A 16,388-nucleotide genomic window follows, 5' to 3' on the forward strand; every position below is an offset into this window, starting at 1 on the left:
CGATTCGATGGAAGGACCCCCACGTGAGACGACTCGCTCTCCTAGCCCTTCTCCTCCCGCTGGTCGCGCCCGCGCAACCGGCCTTCGCCCGGCCGGCCGCGGTCACCTGCCCGGCCCGGGTCGACCCCGCCGCCTTCGCCTCCGAGGCCCGCCTGGGCACCCTGGCCGGGCAGCAGAAGACGTTCGGGCCCCGGCCGACCGGCTCGGCCGCGCACGCCGGCTACGTCGACTGGCTGGAGCAGGAAATGGCGGCCATCCCCGGCCTCCAGCTCTCCTCCCTGCCCTACGCCATCGACCGCTGGGACAGCCTCGGCACCGGCCTGACCGTCGGCGGCACGTCCGTGCAGGTCGCGGCCCCCGTGCCGTTCTCCTCCTCCACCGGCGCGGGCGGCGTCTCGGCGCCGCTCGTCCACCTGGCCGCGGGGACGAACATCACCGCGGCCAACGCCGCCGGGAAGATCGTCGTCCGGGACCTGCCCTGGACCAGCGTGCCCAACCTGCTGTTCTATCCGCCCACCCTCGGCTACTCCATGTACGACCCGGGCCTCACGATCAACCTGCTCGGCTCGGAGTCGATGGAGGCCCCCGCCGCGGCCGACGCCGACCTCAAGGCCGCCGCCGCCGCGGGCGCGCTGGGCGTGATCGAGATCAGCCAGCTCCCGCACGCCCAGATCCAGGGCATGTACGCGCCCTACGAGGGCCTGCCGTACGGCGTGCCCGGCGCGTACGTCGGCGCCGACCAGGGCAAGCAGATCAAGGACGCGCTGGCCGCCGGGCAGCCGGTCCAGGCCGCGCTGACCGTGAACGCCGCCTGGACGCCGACGACCACCCGGACCCTGCTCGCCACGCTGCCCGGCGGGAACGCCCAGAAGATCGTCGTGGAGAGCCACACCGACGGCATGAGCCCGGTGTGGGACAACGGCCCGCTCACCATGATCGAGATGGCCCGCTACCTGTCGTCGCTGCCGGTGGAGTGCCGTCCGCGGACCGTGCAGTTCGCGTTCGTGACCGGTCACCTCTACCAGCACCTGACCGGTCCCGACGTCCGCGAGGGCGGCGCGGGCCAGCTCGCCGCCCAGCTCGACGCCGAGTACGACCAGGGCAAGGTCTCCTCCGTCGTCGTGCTCGAACACCTCGGCGCCAAGCGCTACGACGCGGTCGCCAGGCCGAACGGCCTGCCGGGCAAGCAGCTCGTCGCCAGCCCCACCCTCACCGAGCTGCTGTGGGTCCCCGTCAGTGAGAGCACGCCGCTGCGCGAGCTCGTCAAGGGCCACATCGAGTACCGGGACGTGCGGCGCACCGCGATCCTCAAGGGCCTGTCGGCCGCCGACCTCGCCACGGTGCCGCGCCACTGCAGCTTCGGCGGCGAGGGCACGCCGTACAACCAGCACCTGCTGCCCGTCATCGCGCCCATCGCCGCGCCCAAGACGCTGTTCTCGCCGCAGTTCGGCGCCGAGGCGATCGACCTGCCGGTGATGCGCAAGGCGTCGCTCGCCTTCACCGACGTCGTGCTCGACCTCGGCCCGATGGCCCAGTCGGACGTCGCGGGCGACGTGACCGCCATGCGCCAGCAGCGCGCCTCCGGCACGCCGGGGTGTGCGTGAGCGTGGACAGAAGGGCACTCGTGCGCCGGCACACCGTCGCCGACGCCGGGTGCCCGCTCACCGTGGGCAACGGGGAGTTCGCCTTCACCGCCGACGCCACCGGGCTGCAGACCTTCGAGCCGCTGGGCACGCAGGCGCAGTGGGGCTGGCACACGATGCCCAACCCCAAGGGCCACGTGCTGGAGGACGCGCTCACCGACTACGACGGCGTCGGCTATCCGGACCTGTACCCCGCCACCGAGGCGGGGGGCTGGCTGCACGTGAACCCGCACCGCCTGCATCTCGGGCGGATCGGCCTCGACGCCGGCGAGAGCGCCACCCTCGGCCGGTCGGCGCAGACCCTCGACCTGTGGACCGGCGCGCTGTCCAGCTCCTTCGAGCTGGGCGGCCTGCCGTACGAGGTGGAGACGGTCTGTCATCCCGAGCGGGACCTGCTGGCCGTCCGCGTCGTGGGCGGCACGGGGATCAGGATCGCCTTCCCCTACGCCAGCGACGGCTGGCACACCACCGCCGACTGGGACAAACCCGACAGGCACACCACGACGTACACGCGGCGTGGCTCGCGCTGCGACTTCACCCGCGTCCTGGACCAGGACCGCTACCACGTGGCGGCCGAGTGGACGGGACCGGCGCGGCTCACCTCGCCCGGCCCGCACGTGTACCTGATCCAGGGCGAGGAGCTGGAGCTCGTCGTCGAGTTCGCCCGCCACCCGGTCGGCGCCGCCCTGCCGTCCTTCTCCGAGGTCCGTACGGCCGCCGCCGCCCACTGGGAGCGGTTCTGGACGAGCGGGGGAGCGGTGAGCTTCGACGGCAGCGCCGACCCCCGGGCGCCCGAGCTCGAACGCCGGGTCGTGCTCTCGCAGTACCTCACCGCGGTCAACTGCGCGGGCACCACCCCGCCGCAGGAGACCGGGCTGGCCGTCAACTCCTGGAGCGGCAAGTTCCACCTGGAGATGCACTGGTGGCACGCCGCCCACTTCGCCCTGTGGGGCAGGCCGGAGCTGCTGGAGCGGAGCCTGCCGTGGTACCGCTCGATCCTGCCGCGGGCCAGGGCCACGGCCGCGCGGCAGGGTTTCCGCGGCGCCCGCTGGCCCAAGCAGGTGGGGCCGGAGGGCAGGGAGAGCCCGAGCGAGATCGGCGCCTTCATCGTCTGGCAGCAGCCGCACCTGATCTACTTCGCCGAGCTGCTCCGCCGGGCCCGGCCGGGGGCGCTGGAGGAGTACCGGGACCTGGTGTTCGAGACGGCCGAGTTCATGGCCTCGTTCGCGGGCGGCGGGCATCTGGGGCCGCCGCTGGTCCCGGCGCAGGAGTCGTACCACGAGTCCAGGCGGTCGGTGCGCGATCCCACGTTCGAGCTGGCCTACTGGTGGTGGGGGCTGGAGACGGCCCAGCGGTGGCGGGACCTGCTCGGCCTCGGCCCCGACCCGGAGTGGGCGCGGGTGCTGGACGGCCTGGCCCGGCCGCTGGTGCGCGACGGCGTCTACGCGGCCATCGGCGTGGAGCCGTACACGATCAGGACCGACCATCCCTCGATGACCGGCGCGCTCGGGTTCGTGCCGCCCACCCCGCTGATCGACCCCGAGACCATGCGCGCCACCCTGCACGACGTGCTCGCCGACTGGGACTGGGAGAGCACCTGGGGCTGGGACTTCCCGATGCTCGCCATGTGCGCGGCCCGGCTCGGCGAGCCCGGCACCGCCGTGGACGCGCTGCTGATGGACGCCCCGAAGAACACCTACCTGGCCGGCGGCCACAACCACCAGTGGCCCGGCCTGCTGCCCCTCTACCTGCCGGGCAACGGCGGCCTGCTGGCCGCCGTCGCCCACATGGCGGCGGAGGGATGCTTCCCCGAAGGCTGGCTGGTTCAGGCGGAAGGGGTGGTCGCCATGCCGTGATCGGGGCCCGCGAGCAGGGCGACCGTGTAGTGGCAGAGGTCGCCGGCCGACGAGGTCAGGCCGGCGACGCGGCCCGCGCGCACCTCCGAGGCGACGAACTCGGTGGTCCCGTAGACGATCAGGCGGGGGATCGTGGCGCGCAGCGGCGGCAGCGCGGGATCCTCCAGCCTGGCCCGCGCGGCCAGCGCCCCGAGCATGTCGAGGAAGGGCCGGTAGGCGGCCTCGCGCTGCTCGACGGCCCGCTCACCGGCCCTGGGCAACTCCACGAAGTACGCCTGCGCGTACTCCGGGCGCTCCTGCCACCAGCTCAGGTAGGCGTCCATGCCCAGCCGGAGCGCCTCGCGCCAGCGGTCGCCCGCCCCCGAGGCGGCCGCGTGGATCGAGTCGATCATGTCGGGCAGGTCGCGCTCGCACCCGGCGAGGAAGCACGCCTCCTTGTCGGCGAACTGGGCGTAGAAGGCGTTGCGCGAGACGCGCGCGGCGGCGATCACGTCCGGCACGCTCGTGGCGGCGTAGCCGCGCCTCGCGACGAGCCGCAGCATGGCCTGCACGAGGCGGTCGCGCTGGGACTCGCGCACCGTGTCGGGGGAGAGCCCGTGCCGCCCTCTGGGAAGTGGCCGGACCGCCGGAACTTCCTTCTGTTCATCTCTTGACATCGCTCACCGATCGTACTTCCCTCTCTTAGGAGACGTTCACGTCTCCAAATATCCCACGAGGTGACCATGGAGAACTTCACCCGTCGGCAGGCGTTGCGGGCAGGGGCACTCGGCCTCATGTCGGCCGGATTCCTGTCGTGGACCACCGAGGCCGGCGCCGCCTCCACCATCGAGACGACCTACAAGGCGGCGGGTCCGTGGCCGGTCACCACCGGCACCTCGGGCGGCCACCGGCTCTACTACCCGTCCAACCTGGGGGAGGGCGGCGTCACCCACCCGATCGTGACCTGGGGCAACGGCTCGTGGGCCACCCCCGACAACTACCCGGGGCTGCTCAACCACCTGGCCTCCTGGGGCTTCGCGGTGGTCGCCTCCACCGACACCACCACGGGCACCGGCGCCGAGATCCTCGCCGCCGCCCAGCACCTCGTCAGCCTCGGCACCGACCCCGCCAGCGTCTTCCACGGCAAGCTGAACACCGCCCAGGTCGGCGCCGTCGGCCACTCCCAGGGCGCGGGCGGCGTCGTCAACGCGGCCAACCACTCCGCCGGGCTGATCAAGACCGTCGTGCCGATCGCCGTGCCCGCGCAGTGGATGGCCAGCCCCGGAGACGAGTTCTCCGTGGCCGCCCTGACCTGCCCGGTGCTCTTCCTCAGCGGCGCGGACGACTGGCTGATCTCCTCGGCCGGGACCGTCCAGGGCTACTACGACCAGGCCACCGCCGGAGCGGGCCGGGCGCTGCTCAAGGGCGCGGGGCACAACGACATCCAGAACACCGGCGGGGGCTTCCTCGGCTACGTGACCGCCTGGCTGAGGTACCGCCTCCAGGCCGACGCCCAGGCCCGCGCGGCGTTCGCCGGCGGCGCCCCCGAGCTCCCCACCAACACCGCCTGGCAGAACCAGGCACTCAAGAACCTCACCTAGGAGAACCACCATGGCGGATCTGACGCGGCGTGGGCTCCTCGCCGCCGGCGCGCTCACCCTGCTCGCCGGATGCGGCAAGGACCAGCCCCGGCAGCAGGCCGCGGACGGCGGGCCGCACGGCGAGGTCACCGTCTGGCTGCACGGCTCGCAGGACACCGGCCAGCAGTTCCAGGAGCTCGTGCACCGCTACATCGCCGAGTTCAAGGTCGACGTGAAGCTGCTCTACCTGCCCGTGGGCCAGCTCGACGCCAAGCTGCTGACCGCCTTCAGCGGCGGCGCCCCGCCCGACGTCTTCAAGATCGGCCACTGGAGCTTCCCCGCCCACGCCAGGAAGAAGCGGCTCGCGCCCGTCGACACCAAGGCGCTGCCGCTGCAGAACTACGAGCCGGGCACGACCACCCCGCTCACCTACCAGGACGTGCCCTACGGCGTGCCCATCGACTTCAACCCCTGCATGCTCTACTACCGCAAGGACCGGTTCGAGCAGGCCGGGCTCGACCCCGACAAGCCCCCGGCGACCTGGGAGGAGATCGCCGAGTACAGCGCCAAGCTCACCTCGAAGGACCGCGCGCGGGTCGGCCTCCAGTGGCTCTACGGCGACCCGCAGTGGGCCCTCATGATGCTGACCGCCCTCGTCCGCGGCAAGGGCGGCGAGCTCGTCACGGCGGGCGGCACGAAGGCGTCGCTCGCCACCGACCAGGGCCTCGCCGCCCTGACGTACATGTCGGGGATCGGCAACCCCAAGCTGTCCAACCCGCTGGGCGCGCTCGGCCTGTTCTACTCGGGCCAGGCCGCCATGGTCGTCAGCGGCGCCTTCCTCGGGCCCGCGCTGGAGAAGCTGGGCAAGGACAAGCTCACCTTCGGCAAGCAGTACGGCGTCGCGCCCATGCCCACCTGGGCCGGCGGCCCGTCCGTCGTCCCGGCCTACACCTGGGGCTGGGGCGTGGCCAAGGACTCGCCCAACCAGTTCACCGCCTGGCACCTCGTCAACTATCTGCAGGGCGGCCCGTCGGTGACCGCCAACCTCGACAACGGCATCATCATCCCGACCAAGGGCTGGCGGGACGCCGGGCCGCGCGGCAAGTCCGAGATCATGACGCTCGTCGCCGACAGCCTCCCGCACGTCGACTTCGGCCCGATCATCCCCGGCACCCTCGAACTGGCGAAGGCCGCGGCCAGTGCCGTGGACGCCGTCGCCCACGGCAAGGCGACCCCCGCCGAGGCCGCGGCGACCTTCGACGCCACCGTGCGGCCGGCCCTGTGAGCGTGCTCGGCGGGGTCGGCGCACGTCCCCATGATCCGGTGGGCGTGCTCGGCAGGGTCAGGGCCCGTCCCCAGGCCACGGCGGGCGTGGCGCTGACCCTTCCGGTGGCCGTCTTCTTCGTGGTGTTCTGGCTCGTCCCGTTCCTGTCGGCGGTCTATCTCAGCTTCACCGACTACGAGATGGCGGGGACGCCCAACTGGATCGGCCTGGCCAACTACGAGCGCATGTTCGCCGACCCCGGCTTCCTCAACTCGGCGTGGATCACCGTCGTCTACACGGTCTGCACGGTCGTCCCGACGATCGTGCTGGCCCTGCTGGTGGCCGTGCCGCTGAGCAGGCCGGGACGGCTCAACCGCTGGCTCAGGGCGCTCGTCATGATCCCGGCCGTGATGCCGCTCGCCGCCACGTCCATGGTCTGGGTGATCATCTACTCCGACCGCGGCCTGGCCAACACGCTCCTCGGCCTGGCCGGGATCGAGCCGCAGTCCTGGCTGACCAGCTCCGGCCTGGCCATCTGGGCCCTGGTCGTGATGGTCGTCTGGAAGAGCATGGGACTGTTCGTGATCATCCTGACCGCCGGGCTGCAGGCGCTGCCCGGCGAGGTGTACGAGGCCGCCGCCATCGACGGCTCGGGGCCGGTGACCACGTTCACCCGGATCACGCTCCCGCTGCTGCGCAGGACCCTGCTGTTCGTCCTGGTCATCTCGGTGGCCGGATCGATGCAGGCGTTCGTGCCCGCCTTCCTGCTCACCGGCGGCGGGCCCGCCGACGCCACCCAGGTGCTGCCGTACTACATCTGGGCCAACGCCTTCCCCTACGAGCACATGGGCTACGCCGCCGCGATGGGCATGGTGCTGCTGGCCGCCATGGTGATCGTCTCGGCGCTGCAGTTCAGGTTCCTCAAGGGGGGCGACGAATGAGGGTCCTGCGTACCGTCTGGCTGATCGTCGCGGTCGGGTTCATGCTGCTGCCGGTCTACGCCATGCTCGTCGTCGCCTCGGCGCCCGACGACACCGACCTGCGCGGGCTGGTCTTCAACGGCTTCCACCTGCCCGAGAACATCGGGGTGCTGTTCGGCGACGGCAACCTGCCCACGTACCTGCGCAACAGCCTCATCCTGTGCGTCGGCACCGGCGTCCTGGACGTGCTCTTCTCGGCCGCCGCCGGGCACGCGATGGCCCAGCTGTCCTTCCCCGGCCGCCGCCTGCTGTTCGCGCTGGTGGTCGGCACGCTGGCGCTCACCCCGATGGTCCTGGTCATCCCGGTCTTCCTCATCGTCAAGGAGCTCGGCTGGGTCAACACGTTCCAGGGCATGATGGTGCCGGGCATGATCAGCGCGTTCGGCGTCTTCCTGGTGCGGCAGTTCGCCCTCGGCATCCCCAAGGAGCTGCTGCTGGCCGCGCGGGTGGACGGCGCGGGGGAGTTCCGCATCTTCGCGCGCATCGCCGTGCCGCTGCTGAAGCCCGCGCTCATCACCCTGTTCCTGGTGCATTTCCTGGCGCAGTGGGACAACCTGCTGTGGCCGCTGATCGTGGCCAACGAGCAGGAGCTGTGGCCGTTGCCGGTGGGGCTGGCCAACTTCCAGAGCGAGGTCGGCGTCACCTACCACCTGACCACCACCGCGGCCCTGGTCACCGCCGTGCCGCCGTTCATCCTCATGGTCACGCTGCAGCGCTACTACGTGGCGGGGCTCACCTTCGGAGGGCTGAAACGATGATCCCCGGCCTGATCACCGGCGCCGCGCGCATGATGGAGTGGATCGAGACGGTCACCTCGCGGGGCGTCAGGCGTCCGGGCTACCCGGCCGACGACTGGACCGCCGCGTGGGCCGCCGAGCGCTTCACCGGATTCGGGCTGCACGACGTACGGCTGGCGCCGGTCGAGCTGCCCGTCTGGCGGCCGGTGACGGCGGCCCTGGTGGTGCGCCTGGACGCCGACCCGTCCAGAGTCGTACGGGTGGCGGCCTCCGCCCTGCCGTACACCACGCCGAAGGCGACCGTGCGCGCGCCGGTCACCCGCGAGGTCGTGCCGGGCGCGATCGTCGTGCCCGAGTACGCCTTCACCGAGCTGCCGCAGTCCTACGTCAGGGACCTGGCGACGGCCGTGCACGACCCCGAGGGCGTCTTCGACGAGCTGGTCCAGACGCTGCCGTTCCAGCTCGACTACCTGGACGTGCTCCAGGGCGTCATCGACGGCGGCGCCGCCGCCTTCGCGGGGGCGCTGACCGGGGTGCCGTGGGAGACCCGCGACTACTACGTGCCCTACGACGCCGTGCACCGCGACCTGCCGGCCGTCTGGCTGTCGGGCGGCGACTCGCGGCGGGTGCTCGACCTGGTCGACGAGGGCCCCTGCACGGGCACCCTCACCGTCGAGTCGCGAACGGGCCCGGCCGTCTCGCACAACGTGATCGGCACGCTGCCCGGCCGCTCCGACCAGTGGGTGATCATCGGCTCGCACCACGACGCGCCCTGGGCCTCGGCCGTCGAGGACGCCTCGGGGATCGCGCTGGTGCTGGCCGCCGCCCGGTACTGGGCGGGCGTGCCCGAGCGGGACCGGCCGAACAACCTGCTCTTCCTGCTGACCGCGGGCCACATGGCGCACGCCGCCGGCACCCGGGCCTTCATCGAGGAGAACCGCGGCCTGCTGGACGACGTCGTCCTCCAGCTCCACCTGGAGCACGCCGCCCGGCGGTGCGTGGTCGTGGACGGCGAGCTGGTGCCCACCGGCGACCCCGAGCCCGGCTGGTGGTTCACCACCAGGAAGCCGGAGCTGGAGAGCCTGGTGGCGGCGGCCCTCGTCGCGGAGGACCTGAGGCGCTCGTTCGTGCTGCCGCCGGACGTGTTCTCCCCGATGCCGCCCACCGACGGGGCCTTCTTCCATCCCGAAGGGGTGCCGCTCGTGCACTTCCTGTCGGCTCCCATGTACCTGTTCGACTCGGCCGACACCCTCGACAAGGTGGACGAGGCCGCCCTTGAGCCGCTCACCCGGGCGGCCGTCAGAATCGTCGAAGGGACGGCCGGATGGCGCCGGACGTGATCGTGCGTACCACCGCGGGGCTGGTCGAGGGCATGATCGAGGAAGGTGTGCTCGCCTTCCTCGGCGTGCCGTACGCCGCCCCGCCCTTCGGCGAGCACCGCTTCGGCGCGCCCGTACCGCCGCCGGCGTGGGACGGCGTACGGCCCGCCGTCACCCGCGGCCCCGCCGCCCCGCAGGCGGCCGGCGAGGACATCGGCCTGTACGCGCCCGACGTCTTCCAGGTCGGCGAGGACTGCCTCAACCTCGACGTGCGCACCCCCCGGACCGGCCCGGCGGGCCTGCCCGTCCTGGTCTGGATCCACGGCGGCGCGTTCTCCATCGGCGGCAACGGGGCGGCCTGGCACCAGGGCCACCGCTTCGCCCGCGACGGCGTGGTCTGCGTGGCCGTCAACTACCGGCTCGGCTTCGAGGGCTTCCTGGCCCTGGAGGACGCCCCGCTCAACCGGGGCGTCCTCGACTGGCTGGCCGCGCTGGAGTGGGTGCGCGACAACATCGCGGCGTTCGGCGGCGACCCCGGCGACGTGACGATCGCCGGGCAGTCGGCGGGCGCCGCCGCCGTCGCCACCCTGCTGACGATGCCCCGCGCCGAAGGGCTGTTCCGGCGCGCGATCGTGATGAGCGGCTCGGCCACCCTGGTCGCCACCGAGCAGGAGGCGCGCGACTATGCCAGGACGCTCGCCGCCCGGCTGGGGATCGCCCCGACCAGGTCCTCCTTCGCCGCGCTGTCCCCCGAGACGCTCGTCGCCGAACAGCCGCCGCCGCTCACCGGCGACTCCGGCGGGCTGAACGAGTCGGTGCCGGTCAAGCCGGTCGTCGACGGCGACCTGATCCCGGCCGTCCCACTGGCCGCCCTGCGCGCGGGCGCGAGCGCGGACGTTCCCCTGCTGGTCGGCTGCACCTCGCAGGAGGCCGACGTGTTCGTCCGCCGCCTGGCCGCCGGTCTCGACGAAGCCGGCGCGCAGGCCGTGCTGGACCATCTGGGCGTCCAGGTGGACGAACCCGGTCTCACCCCCGCGGAGCGCGTCGGACGCGCCGTCACCGGGCACCTGTTCACCCGCGAGACACGCTGGATCCGCGAGGCCAGGCCCGCGCACGCCTACGAGTTCCGGTGGCAGTCGCCCGTCGAGAGCCCGGTCGGCGGCGGACGCGTGGGCGCGGTGCACAACCTCGATCTGCCCTTCGTCTTCGACGTGCTGGACGCGCCCGGCGTCGAACGCACCGCCGGGCCGGGCGCGCCGCAGGCGGTGGCCGACGCGATGCACGCCGCCTGGGTGCGCTTCGCCCGCACCGGCGATCCCGGCTGGCCGCTCGGGCACGCCATGATCTTCGACGAGTCCACCGGCCGGACGCCGTGACATCCCGGTGCTGGTGATCTTCGAGCCCGCCGGCCCGGAGGAGATGACCTCCGGGCCGGAGGTGGTCAGGCGATTACCTGGTCAGGACCATCAGCGTGAAGAAGCCCGTGTACTCGCAGTAGTACGACAGGTAGGCGCCGCTGGACTTGAGCTGCTTGCCCTTGGCGACGCAGTTGGCCTGGCTGGAGTAGTCGCCGTACTTGATCCAGGTGGAGGCCGCGACCGAGGTGGACGACGCGGCGGAGGTGGTCGCGGAGCTGGCGGGCGCCGTCAGTGCGGAGCAGGTCGTGGCCAGGGCGACCGCCGCGAACGTGGTCGCGGCGGCGCGGGTGAGCTTGGGCATCAGCATCCCTTCGGGGGTGGGGCGGCCATCGCGGCGGAACGGTAGATCGTTTCCGTCGCGATCTTGATCATAATCATGCGCCGGGCACTCGCCCGACGCCGCCCCCCTGCGAAGCGGCCGATGAGCCTGGCGTCTCGAATCGCGAGACATGACACCGGCGGCCCGGTGGTCGCCGAAGTTCTCCATCCTGCCCTCGGTCCCCGTTGCCCACGCGCATCAGGACCATCGACAGGTCCTCCACGTCGACGACCGGGCTGAGGCCGCCCCGGCTGAGCGGCGGTCATCCCCGGCGTCACGGGATGAACAGCGACCCGCTCACCCCGACCGGCTCCCACAGGTCGAGCGCCCGCAGCAGGTTCCTGGCCAGCGCCCGGTGCCCGTACTCGTTGGGGTGGCACCCCGCTCCCATCCAGTGCTCGCCGCCGTCCCAGGTGGCGTGGTGGTCCACCAGTACGTCGGCGTCGAGCGAGCGCACCGCCTCCGCGTAGGCGGGCAGGTCGGCCCAGCCGGACTCCGGGGCCCGGTTGGGCGTCTGGAGCACGACCTTCGCGCCGGTTCCCCGTACGCGCGAGATGACCGCGGCGTAGTCGCGGACGAAGGCGGGCAGGCCCGCGGGCCCGGCCGCGCAGTCGTTGAGGCCGAACATCAGCGCCACCACGTCGGGCCGGTGGCGCAGCACCGCGCCCTCGAGGTCGAGCTCGGAGACCTGCTGGCCGCTGACGCCGGTGTTGATGACCGCGTCGGCCGGCCGGTTCAGCTCGAAGCGCACCCGTTCGGCGAACAGCTGCGTGTAGTCGCGCCAGCCGAAGGTGTGCAACGCCCCGTGGGTCACGCTGTCGCCCGTGAACAGCCAGACCGTGCTCATCCCTTGACCGCCCCGATCAGAGTGCCTTGGCGAAATGACGTTGCAGGAAAGGGTAGACGATCAGGATCGGCACCAGTGAGATGACCAGCACGGCCACCCGCAGGGCCTGCTGCGACAGCGTCCGCACCACCCGGCGCAGCGCCTGAAACCCGCCGGCCCGTCGACGCGCGCCGAGTCGAGCGGGTTGCCCGGGCCACAGCACGTAGCCGCTGGGCCACGGTACGTAAGGATTTCGTCACTCAAATGATTATGGTCACGGTTGGTGATGACTCGACAGCATTGAGTCTTCCCGACGAGTGGAGGCAGAAGTGGCCAGTGAGTTCCAGCGTAAGAAGGTCGGCGGAGTCTTCCGGGCGATGGACCTGGACGGCGACGGCCGGCTGACCCAGGCCGACTTCCAGGCGCTCGCCCACCGCTGGACGGCCGTCGCGGGGTCCGTGCCCCCGGAGCGACTGGTCTCCGTCATGACCGGTTGGTGGCCGGTGCTCCGGGCCGCCGCCGGCTCCGACGGCGACGACACCGTCTCCCTCGACCAGGTGCTGCACGTCGTGGACGGGCTCGGCGACCTGGCCGACGCCGTCACCGGCACCGCCGACGCGATGTTCGAGGCCATCGACCTCAACGGCGACGGCCTCATCTCCCGTTCGGAGTACGGTGCGCTCATCGAGACGTGGAACGGCGCGCCCTCGGCGGCCGACGAGATCTTCCCCCGCCTCGACCTGGACGGCGACGGCCACCTCACCCGCGACGAGTTCCGCGTCCACTGGACGGAGTTCTGGGCCGGCGACGACCCCGACGCCCCCGGCTCCTACGTGTTCGGCGCCCTGGCGGAATAGCCGGAACGCGGCCTCGCCGTCGAGGCCGCGCAGCGCACAGAACAGGCCCGGGACGGCGGCCGGCTAGGGCCGGCCGAGGGTGCCGCGGTGCCGGGCGAGGTTTTCCAGCCGGTGGAACAGGACCACTCCGGCCGCCGTGATGAGCAGCGGCTGGGCCAGCAGCCAGCCGAGACCCCAGCCGGTCGGGAGCGCGGCCAGCGAATGCCCGCCGAGCAGGATGTCGCGCATCGCCTCGATGCCGGGCGCGATGGGCACGACCAGCCGGCTGAGGAAGGCGATCGGGTCGGGCATGGCGGCGAGCGGGACCAGCGTGCCGCCCGCGATGGCGTAGACGGCCACGGACAGCTGGGTGATGATCTCGATGCGTCTGAACACCAGGGTCAGCCCGCACAGGATGAGCGCGAGCCCGCAGGTCCCCAGCACGATGGCGGCCAGCGGCACGAGCACCTGCGCGTCCACGGGCAGGCGCCCGCCCTGGAGGGTGACGGCCACCGCGCCGGTGGCCAGGACGGCCAGCGCGGTGGGCACGGCCGCGATCACCGCGGCGACCTGGCGGCCGAGGACGCGCGCGGCCGAGGGCAGCGGGGTCAGGTAGGTCTGTTCCAGCACGCCGGACTGGATGTCGCCGAGATAGCTCCAGAACACCCGGTTGACCTGCTCGTGGATGAAGGTCAGCGCCACCATGCCGAGCAGCACCGGCAGCAGCAGGTCCGCGCGCAGCTGCCCGCGTCCCATGAACAGCACGACGAGCAGGTAGAACAGCGGGAAAGTGATCATCTCCAGCAGCACCTCGCGCCATCCGGCGAGCAGGTTGAGCAGGCCCTTGCCGACTTCGGCGGCGAATCCGCGGACGAAGGTCATGACGACTCCAGGGATCGTCGGTGGTTGCGGGCGAACAGCAGGCCGGCGACGGCGGCGAGGACGAGGGTGTGGGCCAGCAGCCAGGGCAGCGCTCCGCCGGTCCAGACCCCGGCCAAGGGGCGGCCCTCGAACAGCGTCTGGTTGAGCGCCTCGATCCCCAGCGTGGTGGGCAGCAGCCGCGCCACCGCGGCCAGCCAGTCCGGATACAGCTCCAGCGGCAGGAACGAGCCGTTGAGCAGGAGCACCAGCGAGGTGAACAGCGACTGCAGGGCGCCGACCATCGGGGAGACCAGGGCGAGGGACGCCAGCAGGAAGGTGAAGGCCAGCGCGTTGACCAGAAGAAGCGCGGCGGGCAGGAGCGCGGCCCAGCGCAACGGGACGGCGATCTGGGCCAGGAGCATGGGGACGAGAGCGGCGGCGACGGCCACGGCCAGCCCGAACACCGAGGCGGTGACCAGCCGGCCGAGCATCGGCAGCCACGGGGGCGCCGGGCTCATCTGCGAATGGGTGAAGGTGCCGGCGCGCTTCTCCTCGATGAGGTCGGCCACCATCACCAGGCCGGCGTACTGGAGGAACCAGTAGCCGCCGATCGCGACCAGGGTGCGCGGCAGCAGGTCCTGGCGCAGTTCGCCCTGGCCCAGGACGAACTGCAGGCCGAGGTACATCATGGTGCTGATCAACAGGGTGATCACATGTCCGGCCGGGTGGGCGAGCTGGACGCGCAGGCCCTTGCCGATCTCCGCCCGCAGGACCTCACCCATGGGACGGCTCGCTCACCAGAGCCAGGAACACGTCCTCGAGGTCGGGCTGCACCTGCGTCAGCGACTCCAGGACGGCACCCTGCGCGCGCAGCCGCTCGACGACCTCGTACACCTCGCCCGGATCGTTCACCCGCACGCTGATCGTGGTGACGTCCTCCCGGGTGACGGCGTCGAAGCCGGGCGGCGCCGCTCCCTCGACGCGGATCTCGTACCGGTCACGCTCGCGGAAGCGGGCCAGCAGTTCCCGGGTGGGCAGGTCGGCCACGAGCCTGCCCTGGCGCATGACGGCCACCCGGTCGCACAGTTCCTCGGCCACGTCCAGTTGGTGGGTGGTGAGCAGGACGGTGGTGCCGAGCTCGCGGGCCTGCTCGGCGATCCAGCCCTTGACGGTGCGGGTGGCCTCGACGTCCAGGCCGAGGGTCGGCTCGTCCAGCAGGACGATCGGCGGTCCGGCGATCAGCGCCACGGCGATCGCGACCTTCTGCTGCATGCCCCGGGAGAAGCCGCCCACCTTGTCGTGGCGGCGTTCCCACAGGCCCAGGTCCGTCAGCAGGTCCTGGGCGCGTTCGGCGACCCCGGCCTTCCGCATGCCCTTGAGGCGGCCGAAGTACATCAGGTTCTGCCAGGCCGACAGGGTCCAGTAGACGTTGCGCGAGCCTTCCAGCACGGCGCCGAACTGCGCCATCGCGGCCGACCGCTGCCGGGTCACGTCGAACCCGCCCAGCCGGACCCGGCCGGAGGTGGGGGTCAGCAGGCCGGCCAGCATCTTGATGGTGGTGGTCTTGCCGGCGCCGTTGGGCCCCAGGAAGCCGAAGACCGAGCCGGCGGGGATGTGCAGGGACACCTCGTCGACCGCCCGGACCTGCGCCGAGCCGTACACCTTGGTCAGCGCGTCGATTTCGATCATGTCGTCTCCTTGATTCGGGGGATCCCGGCCCCGCTGCCGGGGCCGGGCGGGCCGTCAGAGCTCGGCCAGGACCTCGATGTCCTCCGCCGTCACGTCGCGGGCGACCTCGAACGCCGCGACGGCCGCGGGGGTGCCGGGCGCGGCCTGGCGGGCGGCTCGCAGGCCGGCGGCCGAATCCCAGCGCCAGACGCCGACCCACGTGCCGTCGTCCAGCCGGCCGAGGCGCGCCTCGGTGAGGCCGGGGTGAGTGGACCTGAGGGCGGCGACCAGGGCGGCGTGCCGGGCCTGGACCTGCTCGGCGTCCGCGGGATCGGCCTGGAAACGGGTGACGCTGATGACGGCCATGGCTGGACCTTCTCTCTAGAGTTGACTTCTAGTGAACGAATCTAGAGATAGACTCTAGCCATGAGCGATGTCAAGCGGACGAACAAGCGGGCCCAGAAGGCGAAGGAGACCCGCGGGCGCATCCTCGCGGCGGCGCTGGAGCTGTTCGTCCAGGACGGATACGGCGCGACCAACCTCCAGGACGTCGCCGAGAAGGCCGGGGTCGCGGTGCAGACGATCTATTTCGTCTTCGGCAACAAGCGCGCCCTGCTCAAGGAACTGGTCGACGTCACGATCGCGGGCGACGACGAACCGGTGGCCACGATGGACCGCCCGTGGTACGCGACGGCGCTGGCCGCCGACACCGCCCAGGACCTGCTGCGCGCCTACGTCGCCGGCGTGACCGCGGTCCTGGAGCGCGTCGCGCCGATCGGCAAGGTCCTGGAGGCGGCGGTCGCGAGCGACCCCGAGGTGGCCGCGCTGTGGCCGAACGACGTCGATCCCCGGTACGTCGTCCAGCGGGAGGCGGCCAAGGCCCTGGTCGGCAAGCCCGGAGCGGCTGCCGGGGTGTCCGCGGAGGAGGCCGCCGACCTGCTGTACGGCCTGCTCAGCCCCGAGCTGTACCTGCTGTTCGTCCATGCGCGCGGCTGGCCGCGCGAGCGCTGGGAGCGATGGGCCTTCCGGACCCTGCACGCCCAGCTCTGCTCGGACTGAGGGCCGCCGGGCCGGGCGGACGCGGTGTCCGCGTTCCGCCCGG

Annotated in this window: 18 protein-coding genes; 10 read left to right on the forward strand and 8 right to left on the reverse strand. The window is 72.2% G+C overall.

The features are described from left to right. The first annotated feature begins 23 nt into the window (after positions 1-23). Together ACIHAD_RS32170 and ACIHAD_RS32175 are read left to right on the forward strand one after the other, a co-directional pair. Complete coding sequence (locus ACIHAD_RS32170) at positions 24-1,604, forward strand: hypothetical protein (RefSeq protein WP_397358446.1); 1,581 nt, start codon at positions 24-26, stop codon at positions 1,602-1,604. A gap of 2 nt (positions 1,605-1,606) precedes the next feature. After that, on the forward strand, positions 1,607-3,499 hold the full coding sequence (locus tag ACIHAD_RS32175) for a hypothetical protein (RefSeq protein ID WP_397358447.1): 1,893 nt from the start codon (positions 1,607-1,609) through the stop codon (positions 3,497-3,499). Here ACIHAD_RS32175 and ACIHAD_RS32180 read toward each other — a convergent pair. Next, the gene (locus ACIHAD_RS32180) at positions 3,469-4,155 is read right to left on the reverse strand and encodes a TetR/AcrR family transcriptional regulator (RefSeq protein ID WP_397358448.1); all 687 of its coding nucleotides are present in this window, start codon (positions 4,153-4,155) and stop codon (positions 3,469-3,471) included. The two genes, ACIHAD_RS32175 and ACIHAD_RS32180, sit on opposite strands and share 31 nt — an antisense overlap. Before the next feature lie 66 nt (positions 4,156-4,221). Between ACIHAD_RS32180 and ACIHAD_RS32185 the strand changes: the two genes are divergently transcribed. Genes ACIHAD_RS32185 through ACIHAD_RS32210 form a run of 6 tightly spaced genes read left to right on the forward strand, consistent with a single transcriptional unit; the run spans position 4,222 to position 10,734 of the window. Continuing rightward, positions 4,222-5,079, forward strand: coding sequence for an alpha/beta hydrolase (locus ACIHAD_RS32185; protein ID WP_397358449.1), 858 nt, complete (start codon positions 4,222-4,224; stop codon positions 5,077-5,079). Positions 5,080-5,089: 10 nt separating this feature from the next. Continuing rightward, positions 5,090-6,343: an extracellular solute-binding protein gene (locus ACIHAD_RS32190; RefSeq protein WP_397358450.1), complete on the forward strand. Its 1,254-nt coding sequence runs from the start codon at positions 5,090-5,092 to the stop codon at positions 6,341-6,343. Then, positions 6,340-7,263, forward strand: coding sequence for a carbohydrate ABC transporter permease (locus tag ACIHAD_RS32195; protein ID WP_397358451.1), 924 nt, complete (start codon positions 6,340-6,342; stop codon positions 7,261-7,263). The genes ACIHAD_RS32190 and ACIHAD_RS32195 overlap by 4 nt, the downstream gene beginning before the upstream one ends. Continuing rightward, on the forward strand, positions 7,260-8,060 hold the full coding sequence (locus ACIHAD_RS32200) for a carbohydrate ABC transporter permease (protein WP_397358452.1): 801 nt from the start codon (positions 7,260-7,262) through the stop codon (positions 8,058-8,060). The genes ACIHAD_RS32195 and ACIHAD_RS32200 overlap by 4 nt, the downstream gene beginning before the upstream one ends. Then, positions 8,057-9,379, forward strand: a complete 1,323-nt coding sequence (locus ACIHAD_RS32205) for a M28 family metallopeptidase (RefSeq protein ID WP_397358453.1) — start codon at positions 8,057-8,059, stop codon at positions 9,377-9,379. The genes ACIHAD_RS32200 and ACIHAD_RS32205 overlap by 4 nt, the downstream gene beginning before the upstream one ends. Then, a complete protein-coding gene (locus ACIHAD_RS32210; RefSeq protein WP_397358454.1) occupies positions 9,376-10,734 on the forward strand; it encodes a carboxylesterase/lipase family protein in 1,359 nt (452 codons plus the stop codon). Before ACIHAD_RS32205 ends, ACIHAD_RS32210 begins: the two co-directional genes overlap by 4 nt. A 73-nt stretch (positions 10,735-10,807) precedes the next feature. Here ACIHAD_RS32210 and ACIHAD_RS32215 read toward each other — a convergent pair whose 3' ends face one another. The 3 genes from ACIHAD_RS32215 to ACIHAD_RS32225 all read right to left on the reverse strand — a co-directional run bounded on the left by ACIHAD_RS32215 (position 10,808) and on the right by ACIHAD_RS32225 (position 12,144). Next, positions 10,808-11,077, reverse strand: a complete 270-nt coding sequence (locus ACIHAD_RS32215) for a hypothetical protein (protein ID WP_397358455.1) — start codon at positions 11,075-11,077, stop codon at positions 10,808-10,810. 292 nt (positions 11,078-11,369) lie between these two features. After that, positions 11,370-11,942, reverse strand: a complete 573-nt coding sequence (locus tag ACIHAD_RS32220; protein ID WP_397358456.1) for an SGNH/GDSL hydrolase family protein — start codon at positions 11,940-11,942, stop codon at positions 11,370-11,372. Between the two features lie 16 nt (positions 11,943-11,958). Beyond that, complete coding sequence (locus tag ACIHAD_RS32225) at positions 11,959-12,144, reverse strand: hypothetical protein (protein WP_397358457.1); 186 nt, start codon at positions 12,142-12,144, stop codon at positions 11,959-11,961. 106 nt (positions 12,145-12,250) lie between these two features. Here ACIHAD_RS32225 and ACIHAD_RS32230 point away from each other — a divergent pair, with 106 nt between their 5' ends. Beyond that, positions 12,251-12,778, forward strand: coding sequence for an EF-hand domain-containing protein (locus ACIHAD_RS32230; RefSeq protein ID WP_397358458.1), 528 nt, complete (start codon positions 12,251-12,253; stop codon positions 12,776-12,778). Positions 12,779-12,841: 63 nt separating this feature from the next. Here the strand turns inward: ACIHAD_RS32230 and ACIHAD_RS32235 are convergent, their stop codons facing one another. The 4 genes from ACIHAD_RS32235 to ACIHAD_RS32250 are packed head-to-tail and all read right to left on the reverse strand — an operon-like array spanning position 12,842 to position 15,652. Next, the gene (locus ACIHAD_RS32235) at positions 12,842-13,639 is read right to left on the reverse strand and encodes an ABC transporter permease (RefSeq protein ID WP_397358459.1); all 798 of its coding nucleotides are present in this window, start codon (positions 13,637-13,639) and stop codon (positions 12,842-12,844) included. After that, entirely contained in the window at positions 13,636-14,400 is a 765-nt protein-coding gene (locus ACIHAD_RS32240; RefSeq protein ID WP_397358460.1) for an ABC transporter permease, read from the reverse strand. Before ACIHAD_RS32240 ends, ACIHAD_RS32235 begins: the two co-directional genes overlap by 4 nt. Continuing rightward, positions 14,393-15,307 carry an ATP-binding cassette domain-containing protein gene (locus tag ACIHAD_RS32245; RefSeq protein ID WP_397358461.1) on the reverse strand — a complete coding sequence of 305 codons (915 nt, stop codon included), beginning with the start codon at positions 15,305-15,307 and terminating at the stop codon, positions 14,393-14,395. The genes ACIHAD_RS32240 and ACIHAD_RS32245 overlap by 8 nt, the downstream gene beginning before the upstream one ends. 54 nt (positions 15,308-15,361) lie before the next feature. Continuing rightward, positions 15,362-15,652, reverse strand: coding sequence for an antibiotic biosynthesis monooxygenase (locus tag ACIHAD_RS32250; RefSeq protein ID WP_397358462.1), 291 nt, complete (start codon positions 15,650-15,652; stop codon positions 15,362-15,364). A 60-nt stretch (positions 15,653-15,712) separates the two neighbouring features. On the opposite strand from ACIHAD_RS32250, the gene ACIHAD_RS32255 reads away from it, so the two are divergent. Further along, positions 15,713-16,345 (forward strand): TetR/AcrR family transcriptional regulator, encoded by a 633-nt coding sequence (locus ACIHAD_RS32255; RefSeq protein ID WP_397358463.1) that lies wholly within the window; start codon positions 15,713-15,715, stop codon positions 16,343-16,345. The last annotated feature ends 43 nt before the right edge of the window (positions 16,346-16,388 follow it).

Source organism: Nonomuraea sp. NPDC052265 (assembly GCF_044547985.1).
In the GTDB taxonomy this organism is placed as follows: Bacteria; Actinomycetota; Actinomycetes; order Streptosporangiales; family Streptosporangiaceae; genus Nonomuraea.